The 16,952-nt window shown below is 50.2% G+C and carries 12 protein-coding genes and 1 rRNA gene; 1 reads left to right on the top strand and 12 read right to left on the bottom strand.

The genetic code is table 11. The features are described 5' to 3' along the window. From C812_RS20725 to gyrA, 3 genes are all read right to left on the bottom strand, one after another. Window positions 1–555: ribosomal RNA gene (locus C812_RS20725) — 16S ribosomal RNA — on the bottom strand; the annotation flags it as partial. Between the two features lie 296 nt (window positions 556–851). After that, the gene (locus tag C812_RS20720; RefSeq protein WP_016314600.1) at window positions 852–1,964 is read right to left on the bottom strand and encodes an HD-GYP domain-containing protein; all 1,113 of its coding nucleotides are present in this window, start codon (window positions 1,962–1,964) and stop codon (window positions 852–854) included. A 280-nt stretch (window positions 1,965–2,244) separates the two neighbouring features. Beyond that, entirely contained in the window at window positions 2,245–4,767 is a 2,523-nt protein-coding gene (gyrA, locus tag C812_RS20715; RefSeq protein WP_016314599.1) for a DNA gyrase subunit A, read from the bottom strand. A gap of 347 nt (window positions 4,768–5,114) precedes the next feature. Between gyrA and C812_RS20710 the strand changes: the two genes are divergently transcribed. Further along, entirely contained in the window at window positions 5,115–5,906 is a 792-nt protein-coding gene (locus tag C812_RS20710; protein ID WP_016314598.1) for a YheC/YheD family protein, read from the top strand. Window positions 5,907–5,984: 78 nt separating this feature from the next. On the opposite strand, the gene gyrB is transcribed toward C812_RS20710, so the two are convergent. The 9 genes from gyrB to C812_RS20665 form a co-directional block, all read right to left on the bottom strand. Beyond that, a complete protein-coding gene (gyrB, locus tag C812_RS20705) occupies window positions 5,985–7,889 on the bottom strand; it encodes a DNA topoisomerase (ATP-hydrolyzing) subunit B (RefSeq protein ID WP_036626059.1) in 1,905 nt (634 codons plus the stop codon). Window positions 7,890–7,930: 41 nt separating this feature from the next. Then, complete coding sequence (remB, locus tag C812_RS20700; RefSeq protein ID WP_016314596.1) at window positions 7,931–8,179, bottom strand: extracellular matrix regulator RemB; 249 nt, start codon at window positions 8,177–8,179, stop codon at window positions 7,931–7,933. 16 nt (window positions 8,180–8,195) lie between these two features. Further along, on the bottom strand, window positions 8,196–9,308 hold the full coding sequence (gene recF / locus C812_RS20695; protein WP_016314595.1) for a DNA replication/repair protein RecF: 1,113 nt from the start codon (window positions 9,306–9,308) through the stop codon (window positions 8,196–8,198). Between the two features lie 58 nt (window positions 9,309–9,366). After that, window positions 9,367–9,591 (bottom strand): S4 domain-containing protein YaaA, encoded by a 225-nt coding sequence (gene yaaA / locus C812_RS20690; protein ID WP_016314594.1) that lies wholly within the window; start codon window positions 9,589–9,591, stop codon window positions 9,367–9,369. Between the two features lie 73 nt (window positions 9,592–9,664). Continuing rightward, entirely contained in the window at window positions 9,665–10,807 is a 1,143-nt protein-coding gene (gene dnaN, locus C812_RS20685) for a DNA polymerase III subunit beta (RefSeq protein WP_009223335.1), read from the bottom strand. 374 nt (window positions 10,808–11,181) lie between these two features. Further along, on the bottom strand, window positions 11,182–12,528 hold the full coding sequence (gene dnaA, locus C812_RS20680) for a chromosomal replication initiator protein DnaA (RefSeq protein WP_016314593.1): 1,347 nt from the start codon (window positions 12,526–12,528) through the stop codon (window positions 11,182–11,184). A gap of 519 nt (window positions 12,529–13,047) precedes the next feature. Then, a complete protein-coding gene (gntK, locus tag C812_RS20675; RefSeq protein ID WP_016314592.1) occupies window positions 13,048–14,604 on the bottom strand; it encodes a gluconokinase in 1,557 nt (518 codons plus the stop codon). 55 nt (window positions 14,605–14,659) lie between these two features. Further along, window positions 14,660–16,021, bottom strand: coding sequence for a GntP family permease (locus C812_RS20670; protein ID WP_016314591.1), 1,362 nt, complete (start codon window positions 16,019–16,021; stop codon window positions 14,660–14,662). A gap of 164 nt (window positions 16,022–16,185) precedes the next feature. Then, window positions 16,186–16,857 (bottom strand): GntR family transcriptional regulator, encoded by a 672-nt coding sequence (locus tag C812_RS20665; protein WP_016314590.1) that lies wholly within the window; start codon window positions 16,855–16,857, stop codon window positions 16,186–16,188. Window positions 16,858–16,952: the final 95 nt, after the last annotated feature.

Below are 16,952 nucleotides of genomic sequence, written 5' to 3'. Positions count from 1 at the left end.
GCCCCCTACGTATTACCGCGGCTGCTGGCACGTAGTTAGCCGGGGCTTTCTTCTCAGGTACCGTCACTCCGTTAGCAGTTACTCTAACGGACGTTCTTCCCTGGCAACAGAGCTTTACGATCCGAAAACCTTCATCACTCACGCGGCGTTGCTCCGTCAGACTTTCGTCCATTGCGGAAGATTCCCTACTGCTGCCTCCCGTAGGAGTCTGGGCCGTGTCTCAGTCCCAGTGTGGCCGTTCACCCTCTCAGGTCGGCTACGCATCGTCGCCTTGGTGAGCCGTTACCCCACCAACTAGCTAATGCGCCGCAGCCCCATCCGTAAGTGACAGATTGCTCCGCCTTTCCCAAGCCCCTCATGCGAGAGACTTGCGTATCCGGTATTAGCTACCGTTTCCGGTAGTTATCCCAGTCTTACGGGCAGGTTGCCTACGTGTTACTCACCCGTCCGCCGCTAAGTTTATCAGGAGCAAGCTCCCGATAAACTCCGCTCGACTTGCATGTATTAGGCACGCCGCCAGCGTTCGTCCTGAGCCAGGATCAAACTCTCCAATAAAGTGGTGTTTGACTTGCTCATTTAGAAAAAACTGACGAGATCGGATCGAATTTCAAGACCTGAGTACACCGGTTTGAAATTCATCCTTTAAACTCGATTTATTACTCACTCGTTGTTCAGTTTTCAAAGATCAACTTCGTTATCGTCTTATCGGCGACAACTTTTATAGTATATCACCCTTTTATGAAACTTGCAAGACTTTTTTATTCAACTAATCAATTCTAGTCTTACTCAGCCTTTTACAAATCTCAGCGGGTAAGTAATAATATACCCCAAAACGAACCTAAAAATCAACCCTAGGAAAGAACTTCCTCGATATACAGCTGTCTGTCCACAACCAAATTGACAATTCGTCCTTGAACGGAGACCATTGGGCGCGTCGGGTGATTCCGGTCCGAGAATATAATCTCCCCTTCACTCCCATCGCTTAAGCGTACCCGCGTCCCGTTATGGAATTGGGTCACCTTATCCATGAAGGTTTGAACAACGCCGGGATCAAGTTTGCCAAATGCCTCAAACCGGATTTCCTCCAGAACTAAATAAGGAGATTTCGCTTTACGGTATCGGCGGTTTAACGTCATGGCATGAAAAATATCCGCCACGCTAACGATTTTCGCGTAGATATGAATTTTATCGCCGGTCAACCGGAACGGATACCCCGTACCATCCATCTTCTCATGATGTTGCAACGCCGTCAGCCGAACGCCCTCATTAATTGCAGCAGTTTTGCGCAGCTGCTGATAGCCATAGGTCGTGTGCATCCGCATTTCATCAACTTCTTCTGGAGTCAACTGCGTTGGCTTATACAGGATCATCGGATCGATTTTCGTATTACCAATATCGTGCAGCAATCCGGCAAATGCTACCTGCATCCAATCTTTCTGGGGCAACCCATGCCATTGGGCCAGCAAATAGGACGTAATCGAGCAGAGAATGGCGTTATGATACATATAATCGTATTCGTTCATATTGCGCGGGATAAACGTCAGCACATTGTAATGCTTCAACTGACGGAAGAGCGCCTCCAACTGATTGCGAAGCTCATAAATCGGCAACTCTGCAGCCAACACGGATTGAAATGCGCTTTTCGTTAAATGCAACATCCGGTCGTATTCAACGTGCAACGACGTCAATGGGCTCATCGTCACTTGACTGGCGGCTCCCGCCGTCGCCCCTCCTGCTCCTCCTGTCGAAGCTATCTTGGGAGATTCATGAACCTCTGTCACCTTGCGCTCGGGAACCACAAAGTCTTCCACTTCAACCTGTTGGATCATAAAGGCGCGCAGGATGTCCAAATCTCTCGGAAGCAAAACCTTGCCCTTCTGCAGCAAAAGACCACCCAATGGGCTATATACGTGATTATTCAATTTAACTCCCGGTTTGACATCTGCGACTGAGATACTTACCATCCTTTATTCTCTCCTTAGGGTAAGACTAGGAATCCTGAGTCATTTCAAATCCCAGTATTTTCTAGGCACAAAGAACTAGTGTCAATTAATTCTATTATAGTACGCTGGCAAAATAGCAAGCAATCTTTCTTTTTTCTAGATAAAAAGAATGCCGCAATCGCCTCCAAACCGGCAATCAAAAAACGAGCCTTAGACTTGATTCTAAGGCTCGTTTACTCCTAAGGTTGGGCCGTCATTCCTAACTTTCCAGCCATGTTGTCCCGTAAACCAGGCAACTCAATTATTCTTCGTTGTGATCTTGTTCAGATTCCAAGCTTTGACCTTCAACTGGTTGGCCTTCGTCCTGGGAGGACTCAGCTTCTCCGTCTTGGTCTTCTTCCTCGCTCTTGTCCGTACGGCAAACCGTCGCCACGGCATCGTCCTCACGGATATTAATCAGCTTCACGCCTTGCGTGTTCCGACCCATCGTAGAAATGCCTTCCATGCTGGTCCGAATCAGCGTACCGCTTGCGGTAATAATCATCAGATCCTCTTCATCCTTAACGACTTTGAGTCCGACGACCGTACCGTTCTTCTCCGTGACATTAATCGTCTTGATCCCCTTACCGCCGCGGCTTTGCGTGCGATATTCGGAAACTGGGGTCCGCTTCCCGTAACCTTTGGCGGTTACGATCAGGACATCCTGCCCTGGAACCACAACGTCCATGCCGATGACGGAATCGCCTTCATCCAGCGTGATCCCTTTTACGCCGGTAGCCGCCCGACCCATGGAGCGTACATCGCTTTCTGGGAACCGGATCGACATCCCTTGTGCCGTACCCATGATCACTTCTTCATTGCCATCGGTCAGCTTCACATCAATTAACGTATCGTCTTCACGCAGGTTGACGGCAATCAATCCGCCTTTGCGGATATTGATATAGTCTTCGATTGGCGTCTTCTTAACGATCCCTTGCTTCGTAGCAAAGAACAAATACTTGTTATCGTCAAAACGCTCAACCTCGATGACCGCATTAACCGTCTCGCCCTGTTCAATCTGAATCAGGTTAATAATTGGCGTCCCCCGAGCCGTACGTCCCAGCTCTGGGATCTCATACGCTTTGAGGCGATACGCCTTCCCGCGATCGGTAAAGAACATCAGATAATGGTGGGAGTTCGTCACGAACAAATGCTCCACGAAATCATTATCCTTGGTGTCCATCCCGACGACGCCGCGCCCGCCGCGCTTCTGGCTGCGGTATGTTGTCACCGGTAATCGTTTGATGTAGCCGGTATGCGTAATCGTGATGACCACTTCCTCTTGAGGAATCAAATCCTCGTCGAGGATGCTTTCTTCGCCGATCGTAATTTCCGTACGGCGTTCATCCGCGTAGCGATCACGGATTTCCTGCAGCTCATCAGCGATAATTTTCAGCACGAGCTGTTCATTGGCCAGAATTTCACGATATTCAGCGATCTTCTGGAGCAATTCGTTATATTCTTCTTCAATCTTCTCGCGCTCCAATCCGGTTAACCGGCGGAGTCTCATATCGAGAATCGCTTGGGCTTGTTCGAGGCTCAGACCAAACCGAGTCATCAAGCCTTCACGAGCTTCTTCATCCGAATTGGATCCCCGGATCAAAGCGATCACTTCATCGATGTGATCCAAGGCAATCCGCAAGCCTTCCAGGATATGAGCCCGGGCTTCGGCTTTCTTCAAATCAAATTCGGTACGCCGGCGAACCACTTCAACCTGATGCTGCAGGTAATGACTTAAGACATCTTTCAGCGTCAGAATCTTCGGTTCATTGTTTACAATCGCCAGCATATTAATGCCAAAAGTGCTTTGCAGCGCCGTATGCTTATACAGGTTATTCAGCACGACGTTCGGATTGACATCCCGCCGAAGCTCGATCACCACACGCATGCCGGTACGGTCTGACTCATCGCGCAAATCGGTAATCCCGTCAATTTTCTTCTCGCGAACCAATTCGGCGATTTTTTCAACCAGTCGAGCCTTGTTGACCTGATAAGGCAGCTCTTCCACGACGATCCGTGCTTTGTTGTTGTGTTCCTCAATCGTCGTCTTCGCGCGCATCGTAATTGATCCGCGTCCCGTCGTATATGCCTGGCGAATCCCTGAGCGGCCTAAAATATAACCAGCCGTAGGAAAATCCGGGCCTTTAATATAATCCATCAATTCCAACGAACTGATCTCCGGATTCTTAATCAACGCATGAACCCCGTCAATGACTTCCCCTAAGTTATGCGGAGGGATATTCGTTGCCATCCCAACCGCGATCCCCGATACCCCATTTACCAGCAGGTTCGGGAAGCGGGAAGGCAGCACGACCGGTTCCTGCTCCTCACCGTCGTAGTTCGGCATGAAATCGATGGTTTCTTTATTGATGTCACGCAGCATTTCCATGGCGATTTTGGATAAACGCGCTTCCGTATACCGCATCGCCGCAGCCATATCCCCGTCGACAGAACCAAAGTTACCATGGCCTTCGACAAGCATATATCTCATCGAGAAATCCTGCGCCATCCGTACCATCGTCTCGTAAACGGCGGAATCACCGTGAGGATGATATTTACCGATGACTTCACCGACGATTCTCGCTGACTTCTTAAATGGTTTGTCCGGATGCATTCCTAAATCCGCCATCGCATAGAGAATGCGACGATGCACCGGCTTCAAACCATCCCGCACATCCGGCAACGCACGGCTGACAATAATGCTCATGGCATAGTCCATAAAAGACTCGCGCATTTCCACATTAATGTCCCGATCTATGATTTGAGAGAATTTTTCTTCCGCCATGCTGGACCTCCTTCATAATCTATCCACGTGCCTTCGTATGGGAAAAAGCCCGAAAAACCGCCACTTTCATTATATTACTTTTACAATTCAAGCTCAATTAAACGTGACCGGCCTTGAAACACGATCCATGTAGACAGCAAAAAATTAGGGATGTGTCCACTCCCATCGAATCGAACGTTCATACACTACGGATATAGGCATTTTCTTTGAATCGCTGAAAAAGCTTATAAAATCCCCATATCTTATAATTATACCATTGTTTTTCTCTTCTGTCCTATGTTTTTCGCATAACGCGCAGATGACAACGGGCCGTCTTTCCGGTCCGAAAGAAAGGAAGGATAAACGTTTTGACGATTCAACGTATTGCAAGCAAGTGGGAGAAAACGAAAGTGATCTACCAGAAGGAATCCCTTCGTCCCTACATTCCGGATACGCGAAAATATTCCTACGAGCATCTTCAGGATATGCTGGAGGAATACGGTTATGTCTTCGTCAAACCGGATCACGGCACCTATGGCATTGGCGTGATGAGCATTGAGAAATGGACGGATGACCTGAGCTCAGGCAGCCCGCTTCAGTATAAGCTTAGATACGGAATTGAATACGAGCTCTACCCCACGATCGAGGAGCTTCATGACGCGCTTGTCGCCAAGATGGGATCTAAACCTTACCTGATCCAAAAAGGCATCCGCCTCCTCACCTACCGCCGCCGCAGGTTCGATATCCGTGCGCTCGTCCAGCAGACCCCCCGGAAGACCTGGGAAACCACCGGATTTATCGGGAGGATTGCCGCCCAGCAGAAGGTCATCACCAATTATCACGGCGGCGGCAGCGTAATGCTGATTGAGGATCTGCTCAGCCCCTATATGACCCCTAAAGAATTTGCCGAAAAATACAAGGAAATGAAGTCCATTGGCGTTCAGGCCGCCATCCAACTTGCTCGGAAGTTTCCGCAGCTCAAGGAAATCGGATTGGACATCGCTATCGACGAAGATCATCGGATCTGGATCTTGGAAATCAATACAAAGCCCGCTCTCTTCCCCTTCAAAATGCTCCATCCGAAAGAGGTCTATCAAAAGATCCGGCGTTACGCCACCGCTTACGGCCGACTGAAAGCGAAATCCGCCAAAGCAAAATAGAAAAAAGGCTGTTCCCATTCTTCCGGATGTAAGTCCGGAGAGTATAGAACAGCCTTTTCTATTGGCTCCCGCTATCCCTTAGATATCGAGATTCTTAACGTATTTCGCATGCTCGTGAATGAATTCGCGCCGTGGTTCGACGTTATCCCCCATCAGTGTATCAAAGATCGCATCCGCCTGTATGGCGTCAGAGATCGAGACTTGCTGCATTACACGGCTCTCCGGATCCATTGTGGTCTCCCAGAGCTGTTCCGCATTCATCTCGCCTAGACCTTTGTACCGCTGCACATTCACTTTCGCGCCCTCACCAAATTCAGCGATGATTTGATCGCGTTCTTTCTCAGAGTTCGCGTAACGAACCACCTTGTTGCGTTCGATCTTAAAGAGCGGCGGCTGCGCGATGTAAACATACCCTGCCTCAATGATTTTACGCATGTAGCGGAAGAAGAACGTTAAGAGCAATGTACGAATATGCGCCCCGTCGACGTCAGCATCCGTCATGATGATAATCTTATGGTACCGTGCCTTCGAGATATCAAAATCTTCACCGATCCCGGTGCCAAGTGCCGTGATGATCGCCCGAATCTCCGCATTCCCGAGGATGCGGTCAAGCCGTGCTTTCTCGACGTTCAAGATCTTACCGCGCAGCGGCAAGATCGCCTGGAAGTGACGATCCCGTCCTTGCTTCGCCGATCCGCCCGCCGAGTCACCTTCGACGATATACAACTCGCTAATCGAGGCATCCTTCGAAGAGCAGTCTGCCAGCTTGCCCGGCAGGGCGCTGACTTCCAGAGCACTCTTACGACGCGTCAGTTCCCGAGCCTTCCGGGCAGCTTCCCGCGCCCGCGAAGCTTGAAGCGATTTCTCCAAAATGCGCCGGGACACGGACGGATTCTCATCCATGAACTCCTGCAGCTTCTCGGCAAAGAGCGATTCCACGATCCCGCGGACTTCACTGTTGCCCAGCTTGGTTTTCGTTTGCCCCTCAAACTGAGGCTCTGGAATTTTGACGGAAATGATCGCCGTTAATCCTTCGCGCACATCATCCCCGGTCAAGTTGGAATCGTTCTCCTTAATCATGCCCGACTTGCGTGCATAATCGTTAATGATCCGGGTCAGGGCACTCTTGAAGCCGGACTCATGCGTTCCGCCCTCGTGAGTATGAATGTTGTTGGCGAAAGAAAAAATATTTTCCGTATAGCCATCGTTATATTGCAGTGAGATTTCCACCTGGATCAAATCCCGTTGACCTTCAACGTAGATTGGATCCTCATGGAGCACTTCACGGTTCTGATTCAGGAAGCGGACATACTCCATAATGCCGCCTTCGTAGTGGAACGACTCGCTCTGACCTGTCCGTTCGTCCGTCAGCGAGATGTTGATCCCTTTGTTCAGGAAAGCGAGTTCGCGAATCCGCGTCAGCAACGTATTATAATCAAAGACCGTCGTCTCTGTAAAAATTTCAGGGTCCGGGTAAAACGTCGTTTTCGTTCCCGTTTCCGTCGTGTCGCCGATTACCCGTACGTCGTATTGAGGTGTGCCGCGGTGGTATTCCTGCTGATAGATATGACCGTCGCGCTTAACTTCAACGATCACCTTCGTCGACAGGGCATTTACGACGGAGACACCTACACCGTGCAAGCCCCCGGATACTTTATACCCGCCGCCGCCGAATTTCCCCCCGGCATGAAGCACAGTCATGACGACTTCCAGCGTCGACTTCTGCAGCTTTTCATTCATCCCAACCGGAATCCCCCGGCCGTTATCCTCAACCGTTACGCTGTTATCAGGATGCACCGTAACACTAATTTTGTTCGCATAGCCGGCCAGCGCTTCGTCGATACTATTGTCTACGACTTCCCATACCAGGTGATGCAGGCCGCGTACGCTAGTAGACCCGATGTACATCCCCGGACGTTTGCGCACCGCTTCTAAGCCTTCAAGCACCTGAATATTACTCTCGTCATATGTTTGTTCGTTCATTGACAATGCCTTCACCTACTTCTTTAGAATCAAATTCAAGGCTAAACCGCCAAAATCACGTTTGCTTTCTTCTTCAGCGTAGCGGAGGAGATCGGCGAGTAATAGATCTCGTTTTGGGTCACGACAATAGACTTCGGTTCCTCCTCACCGATGCGCACCACGTTCTTCGTCTCCAACGCATGGCTAAGGAATTGCTTGGATATTTTGGAAGACTTCTCGATCGTGATATCGAAAATTGCAATCAATTCCGAAGAGAGGATCACCTTTTCTCCGCCCAAATGTATATACATCCGTTTCCCTCCGTCCTTAACCTTGGACTTGTCCTTCCTGAACATGAAAAATGCTGGCGTCCTGTAACCGGCTTGCATTGATGCTCTCGATCCCTGTAGCCGTGATGAACGTCTGCACTTTACTCTGAAACGTTTCAATCAATTGGGTTTGGCGGTACGGATCCAGCTCCGACAACACGTCATCCAGCAAGAGAATCGGGTATTCGCCGATTTCCTCATGAATGAGTTCAATTTCCGCCAGTTTCAACGATAATGCCGTCGTCCGCTGCTGGCCTTGGGACCCATACACCTGTGCTTCATTGCCGTTGATAATAAACGACAAATCATCGCGATGCGGTCCACACAGCGTCATCCCGCGGCGAATCTCCTGATCCTTCATTTGTGATAACTTTATCATAAATTGCTGCAATAGGACAGCTTCATCTTCTTCTTCGGCTGTGCCAAAAGAGGGGAGATATGCCAATTTCAAGGTTTCGCCGCCTCCGGTGATTCCCTCGTGAATCTGCTCCGCCCACTTTTGTAGTTTACTTATAAATTGTTTCCTTTTTTTGATAATTTTAACACCATGTTGGACCAGCTGTTCGTTCCAAATCTCCAACATCGTCGTGATTTCGGGACCAGCGCCCCAGGCCTGTTTGAGCAAGTTATTGCGCTGGATCAGCACCTTCTGATATTGCTGCAAATGATATAGATAACTCGGCTGTACCTGCCCGATCTCCATGTCAAGAAACCGGCGCCGTACCCCGGGAGTTCCCTTGACGATTTCCAGATCCTCCGGAGCAAACATCACCACATTCATTGCCCCGATAAAATCACTCAGCTTCCTCTGTTCCAGACCATTGAGCTTCGCCTTCTTGCCTTGCGGAGATAACCGAAGCTCCAGTTGGACAGGGCCGTACTTCTTCTCCACCTCCGCGGACACCAGCGCATGGTCGCTGCCGAACGCGATCAGCTCCTTGTCTTTGCCGGTCCGGTGCGACTTCGTCAGCGCAAGGACGAATAACGCCTCAAGCAGGTTCGTTTTCCCTTGGGCATTCCGCCCGATGATCAGGTTTACGGCGCCGAAGGCGTCCAGCGTAAGGGTACCGTAATTCCGGTAGTTTTGCAGCGATAAACGATTTACAAACACGTTCTAAGCCCCCTCATTCTCCGCCAGTCCTCGGCCACATGGCCACAGGCAGGCCACTTCAGGGAGCTTGTTCTCCCGCCACCTGAAAAGAGCCGCAACCTTCCACCTCAACGCGATCGCCCGGATACAGCTTCCGGCCCCGCCGCTCTTCCGGTTCGCCATTCACCTTCACAGCACCTTCCTGGAGGATCGCCTTGGCCATTCCTCCGGTAGGTACGCAATCCGCCAGCTTCAGGAAAGAATCTAATTTAATATATTCGCTCGAGATGGGAATTATTTTCATGAGGAATCGGTTTCCTTTCTGTTGGTATCGCCAAAATGCTTCCGCTGGAAACATGCTTATGACGCCAATGATCTTAGTTCGTTGTCCGATATGGAAGAATCAGATATAAGCTCTGGCTGTCGTCCACCGGTTTAATGATGATCGGGCTCATCGCGCCTGTAAACCCGATGTGCAGCTGCTCGCTCTCCACGACCTTCAGAACGTCCAACATATATTTTGAGTTAAAGGAAATGCGCAGTGGATCCCCCGAAAAATGGGCCACATCCAACTGCTCCGTAACCTTACCCAACTCCGAGGAGCTGGAGGAAATTTCGATCGTTCCGTCTTCCATCGTTTGCAGGCGGACGATATTCGTCTTCTCCTCACGAGACAGCAAATAAGCGCGGTCGATCGAATCGCTTAATTTCTTCGTATCCAAGATCAGTTCTGTTTTATACGTGGTCGGAATAATCTTGGAAGTATCCGGATAAGTTCCGTCGAGAATGCGAGTGTAGAACAATACGCGGTCAATTTTGAATAGCACCTGGTTGTCAGCAACGACGATTTCAACGCGCGTATTTTGATCTGGGATGATTTTGCTCAGCTCGTTGAGCGTTTTACCGGCAATAACAATGTTGCTGAATCGTACGCCCTCTGCGTCATCCAGACCGGCAATCCGGCTGGCCAGACGGTGGCGGTCCGTTGCTACGAATTTGAACTGGTTATCTGCCAGGTTCCAGAGTACCCCGGTTAAGATCGGCGAAGTTTCGTTTGTTGAAATGGAAAATACCGTTTGCCGAATCATGTTCTTCAACAAATCGCCGGGAATCGAAATGACCTGATTTTCTTCGATGCTCGGCAATACAGGGAATTCCTCTGGATCCAGACCTACCATTTGGATATCGGTTGATCCGGAACGGATAAAGGTTTGGAATCCGTCCTGCACCTCCATTTCGATTTCGGAGGAAGGCAGCTTCTTGATGATCTCGACAAAGAACTTCGCAGGCAACACAACGCTCCCCGGACGCTCGACTTGTACGATTTGCTTCTCTTGATCCTCCGCCGGAATAAAAGCCTGAATCGAAATGTCCGTATCGCTGGCCGTCAGAGTCATCCCTTGAAAGTTCACATCCAGCTTGATCCCGGTCAAAATCGGAATCGTGGTCCGGCTCGAAATCGCCTTGGATACGTGTTGGATCGATTCATTGAGATCGTGCTTCAAAATACGGATTTTCATAAATTCAACTCCTAAAAGTGGTTATGAAGCCTAAAGCTTCTATGAGCATACTTCACATGAAACATTGAAAAAAAAAAATCAACACTGCCTCGAAAGGGAACCGTCATAATCTTCACCTCCGAAGCATAACCTTGAGGTATGTACGGTGTTGAGGCGGCTCATGCATCCATCCTTATGATCTTCTTCGTTGAACTGGACAAGCGCAGCGGTTGTGACTTCTGCAGTGAGCGGCTTGTCCGCTACTTATGAAGATGTTTATATCTTTATAGATTAGAAGAAGTAGTAGGGGCACTGAATATGTGGATAACAACTGAAAAAATATGAAATGAAGCCTATCCACATGTGCATATCATGTGCATAGGCTTATCCCTTATTCAGGTCGCACTTTTTATTTTTTCGGTTATGTTGTTGATGATTTTATAGAGCTCCTGATCGGTTTTGAGCTGTTGGGTGATTTTCTCATGCGCATGGATGACGGTTGTATGGTCTCTTCCGCCAAACGCATCGCCGATCTTCGGCAGCGAGAAATCGGTGAGCTCCCGGGCCAAATACATGGCGATTTGCCGCGGAAACGCGATTGCTTTGGTTCTTTTGCGCGCCTTGAAGTCGTCCAGCTTCAAATTGTAATACTCGCCAACCTTCTGTTGAATGTCCTGAATCGTGATCATCTTCGGACGACTGGATGGGATAATGTCCTTGAGCGCTTCAGCGGCCAAATGAGTCGTAATGTCCTGATTGATCAAGGAAGAGTAGGCGACGACGCGGATGAGTGCTCCTTCCAGCTCGCGGATGTTCGTATCGATCTGATTGGCGATGTACATCATCGCTTCGTTAGGGATATCGAGGTTCTCCGCTTTAGCTTTCTTCCGCAAAATAGCGATCCGGGTCTCCAGATCCGGAGGCTGGATATCGGTGATCAGTCCCCATTCAAATCGGGAGCGAAGCCGTTCTTCCAGCGTCGGAATTTCCTTCGGCGGACGGTCACTGGAAATAATGATCTGCTTGCGTTCTTCATGCAACGCATTAAATGTATGGAAGAATTCTTCCTGGGTTGATTCCTTGCCGGCCAGAAACTGAATGTCGTCGATCAGCAAAATATCGATATTGCGGTATTTGTTACGGAAGCTTTCCGCGCGGTTATCCCGGATGGAGTTGATGAATTCATTCGTGAATTTCTCGGAGGAAATGTACACGACTTTACTGCTGGGGCTGTGTTCCAAAATGTAATGGCCGATCGCATGCATCAGATGCGTCTTGCCAAGTCCCACACCGCCGTAGAGGAACAGCGGATTGTACGCCCGCGCCGGTGCCTCGGCGACCGCCAACGAAGCGGCATGAGCAAACCGGTTGCCGGAGCCAATAACGAAGGTGTCAAACGTATACTTCGGATTAAGCATATGGGAAACGCTTTCCTCGCTTGGGACGGGAGCGGGGGGTTCCTTATAAACCTGAGCTTGCTCGGGGGGAGCCGACTCTTCGATCACGAATGAGACATCCACCTGCTTGCCGATCACCTCGAATACCGTCGTTGCCACCAGCTTGGTGTAGCGGCTCTCGAGCCATTCCACAGCGAACGTGGTCGGAGCGGAGATCACAATTGACCGATCGGTTAAGGAGACGACCTTCGTCGCCTTAAACCAAGTGTCAAAGCTCGGTTTGCTTAATTTCGTATTAATAATAGATAAAATATGTTGCCATATTTCCGAAGTATGGCTGTCCACAGACTGTCACTCCTTTTAAATCTTCCAATTGTGGCTTAAGCCATGCAGAAAGAAGTCGAAAAAACATAAATAAAGGGGAATTTTATCCCCAATGTTCAGTAAAGTATAATCATTATAAAATAATTTATTTTCGAATTGTTCACAATGTTATCCACAGCCTGTTAATAATTCAGCGGATAAACAGAGATATTCACAACGAAAACAATATAATCATAGCAAAAGAAGGCTTGTTTTTCAATGAGATCTCGGCTTTTATCCACAAATTCAATAACTTGTGCATAATTCTCATTCACACCACTACATATTGTTTATAATTTGTTTAAAATTCGACAGGCAGCTGCAAAATCTAAAAAAAAATATTCACAGCTTATTCGGATCTCTCCTCAATCTTCGAGTTTCGGCTGTGAATAATTCAACCATCGAGGATAGAGAGCAAGTTCTGGCTATTATATAGAAAATAAAAATCCGACCGCCCAAAGGGACGGTCGGATTCGTTTTTGTATGGATGTCAGAGCGTCTTTACTGCTCAGATTGTTGTTGCTGTTGCTGCTGGAACTTGGCAATCGCCTCGTAATCTTCCTCCAGCTTCCGCGAGATGCGGATGTAGATGGGCAGCAGCTGCTTATAAATCGCCGCATGCTCCGGGTTTGGCGAATGCTCATAGGTGCCGCCAACCATATCTTTGACGACTTCAAAGGAGTCAATCTCGCCTAAAGCATACAGACCGAGTATTACAGCCCCTAAGCAAGAGCTTTCAAAGCTCTCCGGAATGACGACCTGCTGGTCGAAAATATCAGCCATCATTTGCCGCCATAATGGGGAGCGGGCGAAGCCGCCTGTGGCTTGAATTTTCTGAGGACGACCGATTTGTTCCTCCATCGCCAGGAGCACGGTGTAGAGGTTGTAAATGACACCCTCCAGCACGGCGCGAATCATATGCTCCTTCTGATGATGCAGCGTCAGCCCGAAGAAGGAGCCGCGGGCGTGAGGGTTCCAGAGCGGCGCCCGTTCGCCGGCCAGGTAGGGGTGGAAGAGCAGGCCGTCCGAGCCTGGAGCGACGCGCTCGCCGATCTTGGTCAGCACGTCATACGGGCTGATCCCAAGCCGTTTCGCCGTTTCGACTTCGGAAGCGGCGAATTCGTCCCGCACCCAGCGGAAGATGACGCCGCCGTTGTTGACCGGCCCCCCGATCACCCAATGCTGATCCGTCAGCGCGTAGCAGAAGATTCGGCCCTTGGGATCGGTTCTCGGCCGGTCGACCACGGTGCGAATTGCCCCGCTGGTGCCGATCGTGACGGCGACAACGCCGGGGTCGATGGCATCGACCCCGAGATTGGACAAGACGCCGTCACTGGCGCCAATGACGAAGCGGGTGGAGGGAGCGAGTCCCATGGCATTGGCGTAGTCAGGCGCCAGGCCTTGCAGGACGTGTGTCGTCGGCACGAGCTTGGACAGATGCTCCGGCGTAATGCCAGCTACCTCAAGCGCTTCTTCGTCCCAATCTAAACGTTCGAGGTTCAATAGTCCAGTGGCCGAAGCAATCGAATAATCGACGACGTACTCCCCAAACAGCTTAAGGAAGACATATTCCTTAATCGAAACGAATTTGCGCGCCTTTGCAAAAATATCAGCCTTCTCATGGCGCAGCCAAAGCAGCTTGGTGAGCGGAGACATTGGATGAACTGGCGTGCCGGTGCGCAAATATATCTCGTGTCCGCCCAGCTCATTCTTCAGCTTCTCCGACCAATCCGCACTGCGATTGTCGGCCCAGGTGAGACAGCGCATCAGCGGTATGCCCTCACTATCCAGCGGGATGACGCTGTGCATCGCCGAGCTGAAGGAGACGAAGCCAATTTGATCCGGAGCGATGCCGCTGGTTTTCATCACTTTCCCTACCGCGGCGATGACCGCCGCAAAAATCTCTTCCGGATCCTGCTCCGCCACGGCAGCGGAAGGGGTATACAGCGGATATTCTTCATTGGCCGTAGCAATCACTTGACCGCTGCGTTCGTACAATACCGCCTTCGTGCTGGTCGTTCCGATATCGAGGCCGATCATATGAGTAACGGTACCCATAACCTACCTTCTCTCTATTTCAAATTTTCGTATTTCCATTGTAATGAGGTTTACCTTAGAAAATAAAGCTCAACACGAGGATTAGCAACAATCCTATGACGGACAGGAGCGTTTCCATGACGGTCCAGGATTTTAGAGTTTGCGGTACCGACATATTAAAGAACTCCTTCACCATCCAGAAGCCGGCATCGTTCACGTGGGAGAGTACGATCGACCCTGCACCGGTAGCAAGTACGGCCAACTCAACGTTCGCCCCGGGGGTCATAGCCAGTACAGGAGCGACAATGCCCGCTGCCGTTGTCATGGCGACCGTGGCCGAACCGGTAGCGACACGGATCAAAGCTGCCACGAACCAAGAGAAGAGAATCAGGTTTACGTGTGCACCGGTGGCGATTTCCGCAATGGCTTCGCCGACGCCGCTGTTGATCAGCACCTGCTTAAATGCACCGCCGGCACCGATAATTAACACGATCCCGGCGATCGGTGCCAGACACTCGCTTGTGAATTTGGAGAGATCGTGCTTGCTGAATCCGCGGCTGTAGCCGAGGGAGAAGAAGGAGAACACGACAGCGATCAGCAGCGCCATGATCTCGTGTCCGATAAACTCACAGAACAGCGTGATCGGACGCGTAGCCTCCGGATCGAGGATATCAGCAATAGAGCCAATTAACATGAGAATGACCGGCAGCAAAATGGTAAACAGCGTGATCCCAAATCCCGGCAGCTTGCGATCCCCTTTGACGGCGAATTGCTCCGCCAACTCGGCCGGAGGTTCCAGCACAATCCGTTTGCCGATATATTTACCGAACAGAGGACCCGCTACGATCGCTACCGGCAGGCCGATCAGAATTGAATACAACAGCGTTTTGCCGAGATTTGCGCCATAAGCATCGATGGCGATCATCGGCGCCGGGTGCGGCGGGACGAGTCCGTGTACAGTGGACAACCCCGCTAAGATCGGGATACCGATTTGAAGCAAGGACATTTTTGTTTTCTTAGCAACGGTAAAAACAATTGGAATTAGCAGAATAACACCAACTTCAAAAAATACCGGGATGCCAACGATAAAACCAACGAGCATCATCGCCCAGTGCACCCGCTTCTCGCCAAATCGGTCAACCAGCGTGGTGGCAATGCGCTCCGCGCCGCCGGATTCGGCCATCATTTTTCCCAGCATCGTACCAAGACCAATGACGATGGCAATCGTGCCGAGCGTTCCGCCAAGACCACTTGTGATGGAGCTGACCACGTCCAGCGGCTTCATCCCCGCCAGAAGTCCAAGCAGCAGGGCGGAGATCAGCAGCGTCACGAAGGGATTCCATTTATATTTGGAGATTAACACGATCAAAAAAACGATGGTGAGCAGTGTCCAAAATAAGAGCGTAGCGTTATGGTTCATACCAAACAGGGTGTCCAAAGGAATTCCTCCTCTTTTGGTCATCTTGATGTAATTAGTTCAGCGCTTTCATAAATGATCGTGCTGGAAATGCTCTTAGTATGATCAAAACCAGCGAAATTTGATTATTGTATACTTGTCGACAGCAAAGCCGGTTCAAAGGGCCGATAGGCCGCTTCGGTTAGTTATTGTGGAAGGCTCGTATGCAGCGTGCGGTGGGAGTCAGCGAAGTACTCTTCCACGTTCCGTGCGATAATCCCGGGGTCACGGGATTCCAATCCCTGCAGCAGCTTGCGATGTTTGCCGATCACATAGTTAATTTTGTCATCGTTTTGGGACAACACCTCACGCGTCGTAATCAGCATCACCGTCATGACAATTTGGCGGATGCTGGTCCATAGATGCATGATGCGCGTATGGTTAGCGCCAGCGATAATCGTCTCGTGAAAACAGAGATCCTGATAAGCAAATTCCGCGATATCCCGGTGTTTGCCGGCAAGCTCCATTTTGTCGATGATTTGCGCGAGCGGGGCGAGCAGCGCTTCTGGATTTTCCGCCACCTGCTTCGAGGCGAAGCTTTCGATCAGATAACGAACATCGTACAATTCGTCGACGTCTTTCAGGCTGAGGCCGTTTACCACCACCCCCATGCGCTGAAGGTTGATCAGCCCTTCATTAGAGAGCGTTTTCAGTGCTTCGCGAACCGGGGAACGGCTCGTGCCGAAATCCGCGGCGATGCGGTTCTCGGACAGAACGGTGCCCGGTTTGATCGTACCGCTAATGATCTGCAGGCGAAGCTCCGCGGCGATTGACTCACCCAGCGAGCTGCCTTTTAACCAAGAAGAAGGGTATTGCATGCGATATTTCTCCTATCCAAGGGATATGATCCCCGCTTAATGATCGTGAAGTTTTAAATACTTCGATCATAGCATGAAAATCGTAAAGATGGGGG

Origin of the sequence: Paenibacillus barengoltzii G22 (assembly GCF_000403375.2) — a bacterium.
Lineage (GTDB): Bacteria > Bacillota > Bacilli > Paenibacillales > Paenibacillaceae > Fontibacillus > Fontibacillus barengoltzii.
This window is presented reverse-complemented; position numbering and strand designations above follow the sequence as displayed.